Here is a 14,879-nt window from a genome sequence, read left to right as displayed (position 1 = left end):
TCCCGGCCCGGTCCCGGGGGCCGCGCGTTCGCCGTCACGCCCCGGACCTGCGCTTCGATGGTCCGTCCCGGTCGCCGAGCCCCGGGACGGAACCGATCACGATCCGGTACCGGGTGCGGTCGCCCGGCGCGCGGGCAGCATCATGGCGGCCGTGCCGGAGACCGCGACGAACGCCAGGACCGCCAGGGCCGTCACCGGGGACACCGCGGGCAGCGGCAGCCCGGTGACGCCCGCCGCGAACGCCAGCAGCGTCACCGCGGCGATCAGCGTGCCGACGGCCAGTCCGGTGCCGAGCACGACCAGCGCCTCCAGCCGCACCATCGCCAGCACCTGCCGCCGGGTCGCGCCGATGTCGCGCAGCAGCCCGAACTCGCGGCGGCGCGCCCCGGTGGCCAGCGCCAGGGTGGTGACCAGGCCGATGACGACGAACCCGAGGATGGCAGCGACCACGACCCACGACAGGAGGTTCTGCAGCCGCAGCTCCCGCGCGAGCGCGACGCCGAGCGCCTCCGGCCCCGCCACGCGGGCCCCGGCGTAGCGGGCGGCGACGGGCCGCAGGTCGGCGTCGCCCCTGACCAGGACGTGGTCGTCGAGCGGCGCGGTGACCGCCGAACGCGGCAGCAGCACGTCGCCGAAGCCGAGCCCCCGCTCGTAGAGCGCCACCACGCGGGGCCGGATCCGCGTGCCGTCGGCCAGCCACAGGGTGACCGGGGAGCCGAGGCGGACGCCGCCGGCGACGTTCTCGCTGAGCGCCACGGTGCCGTCGGCGAGGTCGCCGAGCCGCCCTGCGGAGACCTTCGGGTCGAGGACGCGGGCGGCGTCTCCGGGGGTGACGCCCTGGCCGTGGAGGGAACGAAGCCGCCGCTCGCCCAGCTCGCGGACCGTCATGACCACGGTGGTGCGGGCGACCGCCGTCGCGGCCGTCACGCCGGGGACGGCGCGCACGGCGGCGGCGGCCTCGGACGGCAGGCCGGGGCCGGTGGACACCAGCACCTGGTCGGCGCGGTTCCCGGCGGCGGCCTCGGCCGTGGTCGCGCGGGCGACGGTGGAGGAGGCGAACAGCTGCGTCCCGGCGAACGCCACCGCCAGCGCCACCGGCGTGAGCATCGACCCCGCGCGCAGGGCGGCGGCGGCCGCGTTGTGCTGCGCCAGCCGCCCCGGGACGGGGGACAGGGCGCGGGCGAGCCGCCCGAGGATCCGGCCGCCGCGCCGGGCGATCAGCGGTCCGAGCAGCGCCGTCGCCGTGACCAGCGTGAGGACCAGCCCGCTGACCGACGCGGCCGCCGCCTGGCCGGAGACCGCGAACGACAGCCCGAGCGAGTTCAGCCCGAGGATCAGGAAGACCACCCCGGTCACGACCCGCCAGCGGGGCAGCGCGGCCGGTTCCAGCTCCGCCTCGCCGAGCGCCCGCGCCGGGCGGATCCGGGCGACGCGCAGCGACGCCAGCAGCGAGGTGACGGCGGCGGCCAGCACGGTGACCAGGAACGCCGCCAGCGCGGGCAGCACGCTCAGCGACAGCCGGTACCCGTCGGGCAGCACGTGCGCGGAGGCCATCACCGCGTGCAGCCCGGCCCCCGCGGCGAGCGACAGCGCGCCGCCGGCGACCCCGGCGGGCACCGCCGCCGCGAGGGCCTGCCGGACGATCCGCCCGCGCACCTGGCCGGGCGTCGCGCCGACCGCGCGCAGCAGCGCCAGCTCGCGGGTGCGTTCCCGGACCGACAGCGCGACCAGCCCGCCGACCACCAGCAGCGCGATCATGACGGCGACGCCGCCGAGCGACGCCGACAGCTCGATCATGTCGGGGCGGGCGGCGGCGACCGCGAGGTTCTCGGCGTCGCCGCGGTCGGCCCCGGTGGCGACCCGCAGCCCCGGAACGGCCCGGCGCAGCGCGTCCGCGTCGGCGTCGCCGAGCACGGCCAGCGCGTCGGCGTGGCCGGGACGCCCGCCGAGCGCCTCGGCCGTGGCGGCGGCGAAGTAGGCGGCCGGAGGACCGGCGACCAGCCCCGTCACCCGGAACGGCCGCGGCGCCCCGGTGGTCTGGAGCCGCACCGCGTCGCCGACCCGCGCCCCCGACGCCGCGTCCAGCGCCACCTCGCCGGGCGCCCGCGGAGCCCGCCCCTGCCGGAGCGGGAACGGCCCCAGCGCCGCCGACTCCCAGCCGTGCCCCCGCATCGCCCGCCCGGCATCCGACACCACGGGGAACGACACGTCCGCGACCACCGCCCGCACCCCGGGAAGGCCCCGCAGCCTCCCGGCGAGCGCGACCGGAACGCGCCCCGGCTCCGTCAACGGGCGGCTCTGCACCTCGGGAGCGTCGCCGAGCGGCTTGATGCGTTCCTGGACCCGGTGGGGCGCGGTGACCACGGCGGACGCCGCCCCGTAGCGCTCCACCGGCGCGTGCGCCCGCAGCGCCGACTCCAGCAGCACCCCGCACGACCCGACCAGCACCGCCGCGAACAGCAACGCCGCGAACACACCCCACATGCTCCCCGCGGCACCGCGCCCCTTCCCCTTCCTCATGCTGTCCCCCGATCGCCTGCGGGGCGCCAGGGGGTGCCGCCTTCCTTCGTCGCTCTGGTCGCTTCGCTCCCGGCGTTCCTCAGTCCAGGCGACACCGCGCCCCTCCGGCTCCCTCGCTGTGTTTCCCGGTCGCCTGCGGGGCGCCAGGGGGTGCCGCCTTCCTTCGTCGCTCTGGTCGCTTCGCTCCCGGCGCTCCTCAGTCCAGGCGACACCGCGCCCCTCCGGCTCCCTCACAGGGCCTCCCAACGGTTCATGACGGCCGCGACCGTCGGGGAGACCAGCTCGTCCACGATGCGCCCGGCGTTCAGGAACACCACCGAGTCGGCCCAGGCGGCGGCCACCGGATCGTGGGTCACCAGCACCACCGTCTGCCCGGTCAGGTCCGCCGCCTCGCGCAGCAGCCGCAGCACCTCGCGCGCGGTGCGGGGGTCCAGCGCGCCGGTCGGCTCGTCGGCGAACACCACCTCCGGGCGCGTGACCAGCGCGCGGGCCACGGCGGCGCGCTGCTGCTGCCCGCCCGACAGCTCGGCGGGCCGGTGCCGCAGCCGGTCGGCGAGCCCGACGCGGGTCACCACCTCGCGCAGCCACGCGCGGTCGACCTCCGCGCCGCCCAGCTGCAGCGGCAGCGTGATGTTCTGCTCGACGTCCATCGACGGGACCAGGTTGAACGCCTGGAACACGAACCCCACGCGCTCGCGCCGCAGCCGCGTCCGCTTCGCCTCACCGAGCTCCCCGAGGTCCACGCCGCCGATCCGCACCGTCCCCGCGTCGGGCCGGTCCAGCCCGGACGCGCACTGCAGGAACGTGCTCTTGCCCGACCCCGACGGCCCCATCACCGCGGTGAACGCGCCGCGCGGGAACGTCCACGACACCCCGTCCAGCGCCCTCACGTTCCCGTAGGTCCTGGTCACCGACTCCAGCCGCACCGCGTCCGCGGTGGCCTTGGCCGTCATTGTCATCGTCTGCTTCACCTGGTCGAAGCTAGGTTCGGGGAGGGGGCGGGCACATCGGGGTGATCTCCCGAAAGGGTGGTGTAGCCAGCTCCACCACCGGACCGGGGGCGGGCCCGGATGCGTACCGGCCGGACGCCCCGTAACGTGCTTCCCGACATGAGACCGACCCTCCACCACGTCCGCGACGCGACGGTGTACCTGATCCTGGGGCTGCGCACCGCGCTGCCCGCGCTGCTCGGCATGTGCCTGCTGCCCTACGCGCTCTTCCTGCTGGTGGTGCTGGTGGTCCTGCTGCCGTGGCTGCCGTTCCTGGTCCGCCCGATGCGGGCCCTGGCCAACGCCGAGCGCCGCCGCGCCGGACGGGCGCTCGGCCGGGAGATCCCCGAGCCCTATCCCGAGCTGCGGGGAACCTCCGTCGAGCGGTCGGTGGCCCTGCTGCGTTCGGCCTCCACCTGGCGGGACGCGGCGTGGATGGCCGCGCACGGGGTGACGGGCCTCACGATGGGGGCCCTGGCGATCGCGCTGGTACCGGGCACGCTGTACGCGCTGTCGATGCCGCTGTGGTGGTGGGCCGCGCCGGAGGGGTCGGTGTCGGCGTTCGTGCCCCTGGACGGCTGGCCGAAGGCGCTGACGCTGCCGCTCGCGCAGGCGGGCCTGAACACCGCGGTACTGGTCTGGTTCATCCCCCGCTGCGCGCACTGGCAGGCCCGGCTCGCCGAGGTGCTGCTGCGCCCCACCCGCCGCATCAGCCTCAGCGAACGCGTCGAGCAGCTCACCGAGACCCGCGCCGAGGCCCTGGAGGCGCACGGCGCGGAGCTGCGCCGCATCGAACGCGACCTGCACGACGGCACCCAGGCCCAGCTGGTCGCCGTCGCGCTGCGCCTCGGCCTGGCCGACCGCCGCTTCGACGCCGACCCGGCGGCGGCCCGGACCCTGTTCCTGGAGGCCCGCGAGGGCGTGGAGGACGCGCTGGCGCAGCTCCGCTCGGTGATCCGCGGGATCTACCCGCCGATCCTGTCGGACCGGGGGCTGGGCGGCGCGGTCCGCGCGCTGGCGGCGGCCCAGCCGATCCCGGTCACGCTGGACCTGCCGGACGCCGACCCGCGCGCCCCCGCCGCCGTCGAGGCCGCCGCCTACTTCGTCGTCGCCGAGTCGCTGACCAACATCGCCAAGCACAGCGGCGCCTCGCACGCCTGGATCTCGGTCCGCCGCGACGGGCCCGTGCTGCGCCTGACGGCCCGCGACGACGGCAAGGGCGGCGCGGACCCCGCGCGCGGCAGCGGCCTGGCCGGCATCCGCCGCCGCGTCGCCGCCCTCGACGGCACCACCAGCCTGGACAGCCCCGATGGGGAAGGAACGACGCTCACCGTGGAGCTGCCGTGCGGATCGTGATCGCCGAGGACAACGCCCTGCTGCGCGAGGGCCTGTCCCTCCTGCTGTCGACCGAGGGCCACGAGGTCGTGGCCGCGCCCGACAACGGCCCCGACGTGCTGCCCGCGCTGCTGGAGCACCGGCCCGACGCCGCCGTGCTGGACGTGCGCCTGCCGCCGGGCTTCCGCGACGAGGGGCTGCGCGCGGCGATCGAGGCCCGCAGGGAACTGCCCGGCCTGCCGATCCTGGTGCTGTCGCAGTACGTGGAGGAGACCTACGCCGCCGAGCTGCTCGCGGGCGGCGCCGAGGGCGTGGGCTACCTGCTGAAGGACCGGGTGAGCCGCGTCGACCAGTTCCTGGACGCGCTGCACCGGGTGGCGACCGGCGGCACCGCGCTGGACCCCGAGGTCGTCTCCCAGCTGATGACCTCGCGCAGCGACCCGCTGGCCGCCCTGACCCCGCGCGAACGCGAGGTGCTGTCGCTGATGGCGCAGGGCCTCGACAACGCCACCATCGCCGCGTCGCTGGTCATCACCGAACGCTCGGTCAGCAAGCACATCGGCTCGATCTTCGCCAAGCTCGGCCTGCCGCCCAGCGACAGCGGCCACCGCCGCGTGCTGGCGGTACTCGCCTACCTCAACTCCTAGGCTGTGTTGCAAAAGCCCTGGTCTACGGCGCTCGCCCTGGGGGCTCGCTTCTTACCAGGGCTTGGCGAGCGCGGCATCGCTTCGCGATCTGACCGGCGGGCCCTCGCCTTCGGCTTCGGGCCCGCCGGTCAGGTCACGCGCTCGCGTGCGTGGTTGAGGTCCGCTTTGAAACACGCTCTAGCCCGGGGCCGGGCCCGAACCCGGGGCCGCGTGCGGGGTCATGCCGTCCAGCAGGTAGGCCAGGCCCCGGGCGAACACCTCGTCCCAGTCGTGGCCGCTGGTGTGGCCGTGCTCGGCGAGGCTGGGGTAGCGGTCGTGCCGTTCGCGGAGCATCGCGTCGACGGTGTCGCGCAGGTCGTCGCCGGCCCCCGCCTGCGGCGCTTCGAGGAGGCCGGGCCGCCGCGCGCCGCGCCCAGGGAGCAGAACGTCCGCATGCGGCTGCGCGGCGGCCGCACCGGCAAGCGCGCCCTGGTCTGCGAACGGCTCGGGCTGACCGGCCTGATGCGCCCGTTCGACCTGGAGGTCCGCTACGGCGAACGCGTCGCGGTCCTCGGCTCCAACGGGTCGGGCAAGTCCGCGTTCCTGCGCCTGCTGGCGGGCGAGGACGTCCCGCACACCGGCGAGGCCCGGCTCGGCGCGCGCGTCGTGCCCGGCCACTTCGTGCAGACCCACGCCCGCCCCGACCTGCACGGCCGCGCCCTCGCCGACATCGTCACGACCGAGCACGCCCTGACCCGCAACGACGCGATGGCGGCGCTGGCCCGCTACGAGCTGGCGCCCGCCGGGGCCCGCCCGTTCGAGACGCTGTCGGGCGGCCAGCAGGCCCGGTTGCAGATCCTGCTGCTGGAACTGTCGGGCGCGACCCTGCTGCTCCTCGACGAACCCACCGACAACCTCGACCTGGCCAGCGCCGACGCCCTCCAGGAGGGGCTGGCCGGGTTCGCGGGCACCGTGCTGGCCGTCACCCACGACCGGTGGTTCGCCGCCGACTTCGACCGGTACCTGGTTTTCGGCGCCGACGGCACGGTCCGCGAGTCCCCCGAGCCGGTCTGGCGGGAAAAACGGCCCCGGCCTCCCCTGTCCAGGGAAAGCCCGCTGGTCTAGCCTTTGCGCAACACAACGGGCGGCAGGGCCGAAGGGAATTCCCGCATGAACAGAACCGAACTCGTCGAGGCCGTCGCGGCCCGCGCCGGAAGCGACCCCGCGGCCGCGCGCCGCCATGTGGACGCCGTCTTCGAGGCCATCATGGAGAGCGTCGCGTCCGGTGACCGCGTGCTGGTCACGGGCTTCGGCACGTTCGACCGCGTCGCCCGCCCGGCCCGCACCGCCCGCAACCCGCGCACCGGCCTGCCGGTCGAGGTGCCCGCCGGCGACGCGCCGCGGTTCCGCATCGGCCAGACCTTCAAGAACCGCGTCGCGCGGGGCGCGGACCCGGCGGTCGAGGAAATCGCCGAGCGGGCGCCCGCCGAACCGGCCGCCGAGAAGACGAAGAAGCCGAAGAAGAAAAAGAAGACCGACACCAAGAAATCCGGCGCCAAGAAGACGGATGCCAAAAAGTCCGTCAAGCCTGACAAGCCTGACAAGACCGACAAGAGGGCGAAGAAGCCCGCCAAGGTCAAGGCCGGCAAGGGGAGCTGACGCCGCGCCGGCCTCAGTTCCGGCCGAACTCGCGCCGCAGGGCGCCCATGACCCGCCGGAGGACGGCGCGCCCGGCCGCCGCGACGTGCGAGGGACGGAACCCCACCGCCTCCGGCGCCCTCCACCGGCCGGTCCCGCGCGGCCTGCCCCCGTCCAGCTCCAGCAGGTGGTCGGCGGCGGCGCGCAGCACGGGGGAGTGGGAGGCGACCAGCACGGTGCGGGTCCGCGCCAGCCGCGTCAGCGACGTCGCGAACTCCGCCTCGGCGTTGATGTCCAGATCGGCGGTCGGCTCGTCCACGAGCAGGACCGGCGCGTCCGTCAGCACGGCCCTGGCCAGCGCCACGCGCTGGACGTCGATGTCCGACAGGAGCACGCCGCCCTCGCCGACCCGCAGGTCGGGACGCAGGTACAGGCCCGCCGTCCGCATCGCCGCGACGATCTCCCGGCGGCCGGCGTCCGGGACGGGCAGCGCGACGTTGTCGGCGATCGTGCCGGGGAACAGGTGCGGGCGCCGTCCGACCCAGGCGTGCCGGACGGCGGGGACGACATGGCCCCCGGACGGGGCGACCCGCCCGGCGGCGACCGCCAGCAGGGTGGTCTTGCCGCTGCCGGGAGGCCCGGCCACGACCGTCAGCGCGCCCGGCCGGGCGAACAGCGAGACGCCCTGGAGAGCGGGGCGGCCCCCGCCCGGATGGCGCACGGTCACCCCGTCCAGGACGACCGCGCCGCCCGGGCCGTCGGCCGCCGCCCGCATCTCGTCCGCCGCGCGGGAGACGGCGGCGAACCGGCGGGACGGCCGGAAGTACAGCGGCGTGGCCAGCAGCACGAACAGCCCGTCGCGCAGGTCCATCTCGGGCTGGAGTCCCAGCGCCGGCAGGACCGGCGACAGCACGAGCGCCAGCGTCACGCAGACCGCCGCCGCCACGACGGCCATCGCGGTCGCGGCCCCGGCGCGGGAGGGGCGCAGCAGGACCGGCGGCGCGGCCGCCAGCAGCACGATCCCCATCACCGGGCTGACCGGCAGGACCGCCGCCAGCACCACCAGCATCCCCGGCACGACCGCCAGCCGCGCGGGCAGGTAGCGGTGCAGGTACGGCTCGACCCGCCCGGCCTCCGCGACGAGCCGGGCCGACGCCGCCCCGGACCGTTCCCCGCGGTCCGCCGCCTCCCCGACCAGCCGCCTGCCCAGGTCGCGCGCGGCCCGTCGCGCTCCCACGGCGGCCAGGCGCGACCGGGCGCGGGCGGCGGCGACGCGGACCAGCGTGCCCAGCGCCAGCAGCCCCACCCCCCACCGCGCGGTCGCCAGGGACGCGTCGTCCGTCAGCGCGTGCCGGAGGAGGTCGGCGATCCCGTACACCTGCACGAGCGCGCCGGCCAGACCCACCGCGGCCGCCCCGGCGGCCGCCGCGGCCCAGCGGCGGTGCGGACGCGCCAGATCGTCCGGGTGCGTCGTCGGCAGGAGCTCGGTGTCGGCCATCGCCACCTCCGCCTCTCCCGTCGCCCGTTCCACACGGTGCGTCACACCGTCATCGCACTGTGTTGCTACCCGGGTCGCGGATCTTGAAGCCCGGCGCCGGTATGACCGGGCGGTGATAACTCGCGCCGAGGCCGGTATTTGATCGACACGGAGCGCGGGGGCGAGCCTGGGGGGATGGCAGTGCACAGCGGCTTTCCCGGTGACGAACTCACCGACGAGGAACTGGACGTCGCCTACAACGTGCGGCGCAAGGCGGGCCCCGAGCTCTTCGACCGGCACATGGAGCGCTACCGCGCCGAGTCCGGCAAGGCGGTGGCGGGCCTGCCCGGAACGCCCGGCGTCGTCTACGACGAGGCGAGCGGCGAGCGCCTCGACGTGTGGGGGACCGGCGACGGGCCGCGGCCGGTGTTCCTGTTCGTCCACGGGGGCTACTGGATGGCGCTGTCCCGCCACGAGTCGGCGTTCATGGCGCGGATGCTGCACGAGCAGGGGATCGCGACCGTCGTCCCCGACTACACGCTGGCGCCGAGGGCGACCCTGGAGGAGATCGTCCGCCAGGTGCGCGCGGCGGTCGCCTGGGTGCACCGGCACGGCCGCGACCACGGCCTGGACCCCGACCGGATCGTGGTGGGCGGCAGCTCGGCGGGCGGCCACCTGACCGGCATGACGATGGTCGGCGGCTGGCAGGCGGAGCTGGGCCTGCCCGCCGACGCCGTCAAGGCCGCGATGCCCGTCAGCGGCCTGTTCGACCTGCGGCCCATCACCCGGGTCTACGTGAACAGGACCGTCGGGCTGGACCTGGACCGCGCGGCGGCGCTCAGCCCGCTGCTGCTGCCCGCCGAACGCCGCTGCCCGGCGGTGGTCGCCGTCGCCGAGCACGACGGCGCGGGCTTCCTGGAGCAGACCCGGCGCTTCGGGGACCACTGGGGCGGGGGCGCGCCGTTGGTGGTGCCGGGCCGCGACCACTTCGACGTCGTCCTCGACTGGACCGACCCCGGCACCGCGATGAGCCGCGCCCTGCTCGACCTGATCCGGTCGGTCTGACCGGGCTCAGGCCGCCCCGGCGCGGGTGACCATGGACGCCTGCTCGCGCAGGTGGTCCAGCATCAGCTGCGCCGACGGGGTCAGCGGCCGCTGGTCCGGCAGGGTCACCCCCACCTGGCGGCGCACCGGGTCCAGCGGCACCGGCAGCGGCGCGATCTGCTCGTCGGTGCGGGCCACCAGCTCCGGCAGCGCCGCGATCATGTCGGTGTCCTGGACCAGGGTGCGCACGGTCAGGATCGAGGTGCACTCCACCAGGTCGGTCGGCAGCCGCAGCCCCGCGGCGCGGAACACCTGCTCCAGCTCCCGCCGCAGCGCGGTCTGCTCCAGCGGCAGCACCCAGGGATAGGCCAGCAGGTCGGCCAGTTCCAGATCGGCCCGGTCGCGCGCCGGGTGCCCCTTGCGCGCCACCAGCCGCACCGGCTCGCTGTAGAGGGTGATCTGCCGCAGCCCGCGCATGTCGTCGATCGGGTTGAGGCGGCCCAGGATCAGGTCGATCTCGCCGTCCAGCAGGCGGGGGACCTGCGCGTCGAACGTCGCCTCCTGCACGATCACGGTGATGCCCGGCCGGTCCTGCTTGAGCGCGGCGATGGCGCGCGGCAGCAGCACGTTCGACCCGGCCAGCAGCGTTCCGATGGTGACGGTGCCGACCTCGGCGTCGGCCAGCCCGGTGATGCGCTCCCCGGCGCGCCGCAGCTCGGCCAGCACCGCCCGCGCGTGCTCGACGAACGCCTCCCCGAACAGCGTCGGCGTCACCCCGCGCGGCCCGCGCGTGAACAGCTCCACGCCCAGGATGTGCTCGACCTCCCGCAGGCTGCGCGTCACGGCGGGCTGGGCCAGGTGCAGGTGCTCGGCGGCGCGCAGCACGCTGCCCTGGTCGGCGATGGCGACCACCAGCACCAGGTGCCGCAGCTTCAGCCGTCCGTTGAGCAGATCGATCGCGCGCATGGCGACTTCCTATCACGGAACGGTCATATCCGCCGCCGTCCGACGACGAATCGATCATGGCTCGCGGCCGGGGAGCGCCCGACCGGAGCGGGTATCGCCATTCTGCTATATCAACCTTGGCGAATGGTATTTGTCAGGCATAGCGTCGCGCGCCATCATCGCTGGTGTGTCCCCCACCATCGCGACGGAAGGAACGGCATGAAGGCCGCGCACTACGTCGGCGGAGGCTTCCGGACGGACGGCGCCGCCTTCGCCCTGGTCGATCCGGTCGACGGCCGCCGGGTCGGTGACGTTCCCGAGGCCACCCGCCAGATCGTCGACGAGGCGGTGCGCGCCGCCCGCGCCGCGCTGGAGGACGGCTGGGGCCGCACCGGCGCGACCGAGCGCGCCGCCGCGCTGCGCCGGATCGCCGACGGCATCCAGGCCCGCTTCGACGAGTTCGTGGACGCCGAGGTCGCCGACACCGGCAAGCCCCGCGAGCTGGCCGCCACCGTCGACATCCCCCGGGCGATCGGCAACTTCCGCGCCTACGCCGACCTGCTGTACGGCCGCCCCGAGCGCGCCTACACCACCGACGTCCCCGGCTGGAGCGCCACCCCCGGCGCGGGCACCGGCCAGGCCCTCAACTACTCGGTGCGCCGCCCGCTCGGCGTCGTCGCGATCATCTCCCCGTGGAACCTGCCGCTGCTGCTGCTCACCTGGAAGGTCGCCCCCGCGCTGGCCGCCGGGAACGCCGTGGTCGCCAAGCCCTCGGAGGAGACCCCCTCCACCGCCACCCTGCTCGCCTCGGTCATCGACCAGGCCGGGCTGCCGGACGGCGTGTTCAACCTGGTCCACGGGCACGGCACCGACGCCGCCGGGGAGTGGCTGACCCGGCACCCGGGCGTGGACGCCATCGCGTTCACCGGCGAGTCGGCCACCGGCGCGGCCATCATGCGCAACGCCGCCGACCACATCACCCCGGTCTCGTTCGAGCTGGGCGGCAAGAACCCGGCGCTGATCTTCGCCGACGCCGACCTCGACGCCGCCCTCGACGGCACCGTGCGCTCCTGCTTCACCCACTCCGGCCAGATCTGCCTGTGCACCGAGCGCGTCTACGTCGAACGCCCCGTCTTCGAGGAGTTCGTCGCGGCGCTGGGGGAGCGGGCCCGCGCGCTGGAGGGCTACGGCCCCATGATCTCGGCGCAGCACCGCGACAAGGTGCTGTCGTACTACCGGCTCGCCGTCGAGGAGGGCGCGACGGTCGTGGCGGGCGGCGGCGTCCCCACCTTCGGCGACGACCGCGACAACGGCTTCCACGTCGAGCCCACCGTGCTCACCGGGCTGCCGGAGACCGCGCGCCTGGTCCGCGAGGAGGTGTTCGGGCCGGTCTGCCACGTCGCGCCGTTCGACACCGAGGACGAGGCGGTCCGGCTCGCCAACGACAGCCCCTACGGCCTGGCCGCGACCGTGTGGACCCGCGACCTGTCGCGCGCCCACCGCGTCGCGCCCCGCGTCGAGACCGGCATCGTGTGGGTGAACTGCTGGAACCTGCGGGACCTGCGGACCCCGTTCGGCGGGGTGAAGGCTTCCGGGATCGGCCGGGAGGGCGGAGAGTACTCCCTGGACTTCTTCTCCGAGCCCGTCAACGTCTGCATCCAGATCTGAGAGCGAACCCTTGACCGAGACCACCGTTTCCCCGATCGACCAGGCGGCCGACCGCATCCTGGACGCCTACGCCACCGGCGTGCCGTGCGAACCCGTCCGCGACCTGATCACCTCGACCGACGCCGCCTACGCCGTCCAGGACCGGCTGACCGGGCACTGGCTGGCGCAGGGGCGCCGCCTGGTCGGCCGCAAGATCGGCCTGACGTCGGCCGCCGTGCAGGAGCAGCTCGGCGTGGACAGCCCCGACTTCGGGATGCTGTTCGCCGACATGGCCGTGCCCGACGGCGCGGAGATCCCCGCCGGGGCCGTGCTCCAGGCCAGGGCCGAGGCCGAGGTCGCCCTCGTGCTGGAGCACGACCTGACCCACGAGCGCCACACCGTCGCCGACCTGATCCGCGCGGTCGCGTTCGTCCTGCCCGCCATCGAGGTCGTCGGCAGCCGCATCCGCGACTGGGACATCACCCTCGCCGACACCGTCGCCGACAACGCCTCCTGCGGCATGTACGTCCTCGGCAACCGGCCCGCCCGGCTGTCCGACGTGGACCTGCGGCTGTGCGGCATGGTCGTGGAACGGCGCGGCGAGCAGCTGTCCACCGGCACCGGCGCGGCCTGCCTCGGCCACCCCCTCAACGCCGCGCTGTGGCTCGCCGACACCCTCGTCAGGGTCGGCCGCCCCCTGCGCGCGGGCGACACCGTCCTGACCGGGGCGCTCGGCCCCATGGTCCCCGCCGTGCCCGGCGACGTGCTGGAGGCCCGCGTCGACGGGCTCGGCGACGTGCGCGTGGCGTTCGCCAAGGAGGAAGCGTGAGCACCCCCGACGTCAAGGCCCTGGCCGACGCCCTGGAGCGGGCCACCGCCGACCGCACGGCCATCCCGAGGCTGACCGACACCGTCGCGTTCGACGTGCCGACCGCCTACGAGGTGCAGCGCGAGGGCATCGCGCGGCGGATCGCCGCCGGGGAACGCCCCGCCGGGGTCAAGATGGGCTTCACCAGCCGCGCCAAGATGGTCCAGATGGGTGTCGACGACGTCATCTGGGGCCTGCTCACCGACGGGATGCTCGTGGAGTCGGTGGTGGACACCGCCGCGCTCATCCACCCGCGCGTCGAACCCGAGATCGCCTTCCTGGTCGGCGCGGAGATCCACAACCCCGCCGAGGCGGCCACCGCCGTCGCCGGGGTCGCGGTCGGGTTCGAGGTGCTGGACTCCCGCTACACCGGCTTCAGCTTCACGCTGCCCGACGTGATCGCCGACAACGCCTCGGCCGCCGCGTTCGGGTTCGGCACCTGGCACCCGCCGCGCGAGCTGGCCAACCTCGGCATCGTCATGGAGATCGACGGCCGGGTCGCGCAGACCGGCTCGTCGGCGGCGATCCTCGGCGACCCCTACCGGTCGCTGCGCGCCGCCGCCCGCCTGGCGCTGGCGGCGGGCGTCCCGCTCCGGCCCGGCGCGGTCGTGCTGGCCGGGGCCGCCACCGCCGCCGTGCCGCTCCCCAAGGACGCCCACGTCCGCGTCACCTGCGCGGGCCTCGGCAGCGTGGAGGTGACCACGAGATGAGTGACGCGATCCTGGTCGAGGGGAAGGCGAGACCGCGCGGGAGGTTCCCGCACGTGAAGCGGGCCGGGGACCTCGTGTTCGTGTCCGGGACCAGCTCGCGCCGCCCCGACGGCACGTTCGCCGGGGCGAGCGCCGACCCCATGGGCGTCACCGACCTCGACATCCGCGAGCAGACCCGCGCCGTCATCGAGAACATCCGCGACCTGCTGAGGGCCGCCGGCGGCGACCTGCCCGACATCGTCAACATCACCACCTACCTGGTGAACATGAACGACTTCGGCGGCTACAACGAGGTCTACGGCTCCTACTTCGACGAGACGGGCCCCGCGCGCACCACCGTGGCCGTCCACCAGCTGCCGCACCCCCACCTTCTCATCGAGATCTCCTGCGTGGCCCACATCCCCCGGGGCACCGCCCCAGGCAAGGAGGACCGCTCATGACCCTGCCCAAGCTGACCCACGGGCAGCCGTTCAACTTCGACAAGTGGATCGACGAGCACCGCGACCTGCTCAAGCCGCCGGTCGGCAACGTGCAGGTCTGGGACGAGTCCGGGCTCATCGTCATGGTGGTCGGCGGCCCCAACCGCCGCACCGACTTCCACGACGACCCGCGCGAGGAGTTCTTCTACCAGCTCAAGGGCAACATGGTCCTGCGCGTGATGGAGGAGGAGGGCAAGCCGCCGGTCGACGTCCAGATCAACGAGGGCGACGTGTTCCTGCTGCCCCCGCACGTGCGGCACTCCCCGCAGCGGCCCGAGGAGGGCTCCATCGGCCTGGTCGTGGAGATCCCCCGCGCCGAGGGCGAGCTGGAGTCGTTCGAGTGGTACTGCATGGAGTGCCACCACCTGGTGCGCCGCTCCACGCTCCAGGTCCGCTCCATCGTGGACGACCTGCCGCCGGCCTTCCAGGCGTTCTACGACAGCGACCGCGAGTGCCCGCACTGCGGCGCGACCCACCCGGGCAGGCAGTGGCCCGACCACATGGTCCCGACCACCGCGCCCCGCGCCTGACCCCAGCTCCCGAGGCCGCCGCCGACGCCGCCGGACCCCTCCGCCGGGGACCGGCGGGCGGGAGCGTGCCC

At 75.1% G+C, this 14,879-nt stretch carries 14 protein-coding genes and 1 pseudogene; 10 read left to right on the top strand and 5 right to left on the bottom strand.

Translation table 11 applies throughout. The features are described 5' to 3' along the window. Positions 1-96 precede the first annotated feature (96 nt). Both HNR61_RS39655 and HNR61_RS39650 read right to left on the bottom strand, forming a co-directional pair. On the bottom strand, positions 97-2,484 hold the full coding sequence (locus HNR61_RS39655) for an ABC transporter permease (protein WP_182848290.1): 2,388 nt from the start codon (positions 2,482-2,484) through the stop codon (positions 97-99). A gap of 266 nt (positions 2,485-2,750) precedes the next feature. Then, the gene (locus HNR61_RS39650; RefSeq protein ID WP_220510368.1) at positions 2,751-3,479 is read right to left on the bottom strand and encodes an ABC transporter ATP-binding protein; all 729 of its coding nucleotides are present in this window, start codon (positions 3,477-3,479) and stop codon (positions 2,751-2,753) included. A 150-nt stretch (positions 3,480-3,629) separates the two neighbouring features. On the opposite strand from HNR61_RS39650, the gene HNR61_RS39645 reads away from it, so the two are divergent. Both HNR61_RS39645 and HNR61_RS39640 read left to right on the top strand, forming a co-directional pair. Continuing rightward, complete coding sequence (locus HNR61_RS39645) at positions 3,630-4,865, top strand: sensor histidine kinase (protein ID WP_182848289.1); 1,236 nt, start codon at positions 3,630-3,632, stop codon at positions 4,863-4,865. Then, positions 4,853-5,491: a LuxR C-terminal-related transcriptional regulator gene (locus HNR61_RS39640; protein ID WP_182848288.1), complete on the top strand. Its 639-nt coding sequence runs from the start codon at positions 4,853-4,855 to the stop codon at positions 5,489-5,491. The genes HNR61_RS39645 and HNR61_RS39640 overlap by 13 nt, the downstream gene beginning before the upstream one ends. A gap of 177 nt (positions 5,492-5,668) precedes the next feature. Here HNR61_RS39640 and HNR61_RS39635 read toward each other — a convergent pair whose 3' ends face one another. Continuing rightward, entirely contained in the window at positions 5,669-5,824 is a 156-nt protein-coding gene (locus tag HNR61_RS39635) for a hypothetical protein (RefSeq protein ID WP_182848287.1), read from the bottom strand. 27 nt (positions 5,825-5,851) lie between these two features. Between HNR61_RS39635 and HNR61_RS39630 the strand changes: the two are divergent. Together HNR61_RS39630 and HNR61_RS39625 are read left to right on the top strand one after the other, a co-directional pair. Then, a pseudogene (locus HNR61_RS39630) lies at positions 5,852-6,595 on the top strand (ATP-binding cassette domain-containing protein); the annotation flags it as partial. A 3-nt stretch (positions 6,596-6,598) separates the two neighbouring features. After that, complete coding sequence (locus tag HNR61_RS39625; protein WP_182848286.1) at positions 6,599-7,129, top strand: HU family DNA-binding protein; 531 nt, start codon at positions 6,599-6,601, stop codon at positions 7,127-7,129. A 13-nt stretch (positions 7,130-7,142) separates the two neighbouring features. Here HNR61_RS39625 and HNR61_RS50270 read toward each other — a convergent pair whose 3' ends face one another. Next, complete coding sequence (locus tag HNR61_RS50270) at positions 7,143-8,651, bottom strand: ATP-binding cassette domain-containing protein (protein WP_182848285.1); 1,509 nt, start codon at positions 8,649-8,651, stop codon at positions 7,143-7,145. A 129-nt stretch (positions 8,652-8,780) separates the two neighbouring features. Between HNR61_RS50270 and HNR61_RS39615 the strand changes: the two genes are divergently transcribed. Continuing rightward, entirely contained in the window at positions 8,781-9,650 is an 870-nt protein-coding gene (locus HNR61_RS39615) for an alpha/beta hydrolase (RefSeq protein WP_182848284.1), read from the top strand. Between the two features lie 6 nt (positions 9,651-9,656). On the opposite strand, the gene HNR61_RS39610 is transcribed toward HNR61_RS39615, so the two are convergent. Continuing rightward, the gene (locus tag HNR61_RS39610; RefSeq protein WP_067829916.1) at positions 9,657-10,595 is read right to left on the bottom strand and encodes a LysR substrate-binding domain-containing protein; all 939 of its coding nucleotides are present in this window, start codon (positions 10,593-10,595) and stop codon (positions 9,657-9,659) included. A 198-nt stretch (positions 10,596-10,793) separates the two neighbouring features. On the opposite strand from HNR61_RS39610, the gene HNR61_RS39605 reads away from it, so the two are divergent. The 5 genes from HNR61_RS39605 to HNR61_RS39585 are packed head-to-tail and all read left to right on the top strand — an operon-like array spanning position 10,794 to position 14,808. Further along, entirely contained in the window at positions 10,794-12,242 is a 1,449-nt protein-coding gene (locus tag HNR61_RS39605) for a 2-hydroxymuconic semialdehyde dehydrogenase (RefSeq protein WP_182848283.1), read from the top strand. A gap of 10 nt (positions 12,243-12,252) precedes the next feature. Continuing rightward, positions 12,253-13,050, top strand: a complete 798-nt coding sequence (locus HNR61_RS39600) for a 2-keto-4-pentenoate hydratase (protein WP_182848282.1) — start codon at positions 12,253-12,255, stop codon at positions 13,048-13,050. Next, a complete protein-coding gene (locus HNR61_RS39595; RefSeq protein WP_182848281.1) occupies positions 13,047-13,799 on the top strand; it encodes a 2-keto-4-pentenoate hydratase in 753 nt (250 codons plus the stop codon). Before HNR61_RS39600 ends, HNR61_RS39595 begins: the two co-directional genes overlap by 4 nt. After that, complete coding sequence (locus tag HNR61_RS39590; protein WP_182848280.1) at positions 13,796-14,239, top strand: RidA family protein; 444 nt, start codon at positions 13,796-13,798, stop codon at positions 14,237-14,239. Before HNR61_RS39595 ends, HNR61_RS39590 begins: the two co-directional genes overlap by 4 nt. Beyond that, positions 14,236-14,808, top strand: a complete 573-nt coding sequence (locus tag HNR61_RS39585) for a 3-hydroxyanthranilate 3,4-dioxygenase (protein WP_182848279.1) — start codon at positions 14,236-14,238, stop codon at positions 14,806-14,808. Before HNR61_RS39590 ends, HNR61_RS39585 begins: the two co-directional genes overlap by 4 nt. The last annotated feature ends 71 nt before the right edge of the window (positions 14,809-14,879 follow it).

The sequence above is a fragment of the Actinomadura kijaniata genome, assembly GCF_014138665.1.
GTDB lineage: Bacteria > Actinomycetota > Actinomycetes > Streptosporangiales > Streptosporangiaceae > Spirillospora > Spirillospora kijaniata.
This window is presented reverse-complemented; position numbering and strand designations above follow the sequence as displayed.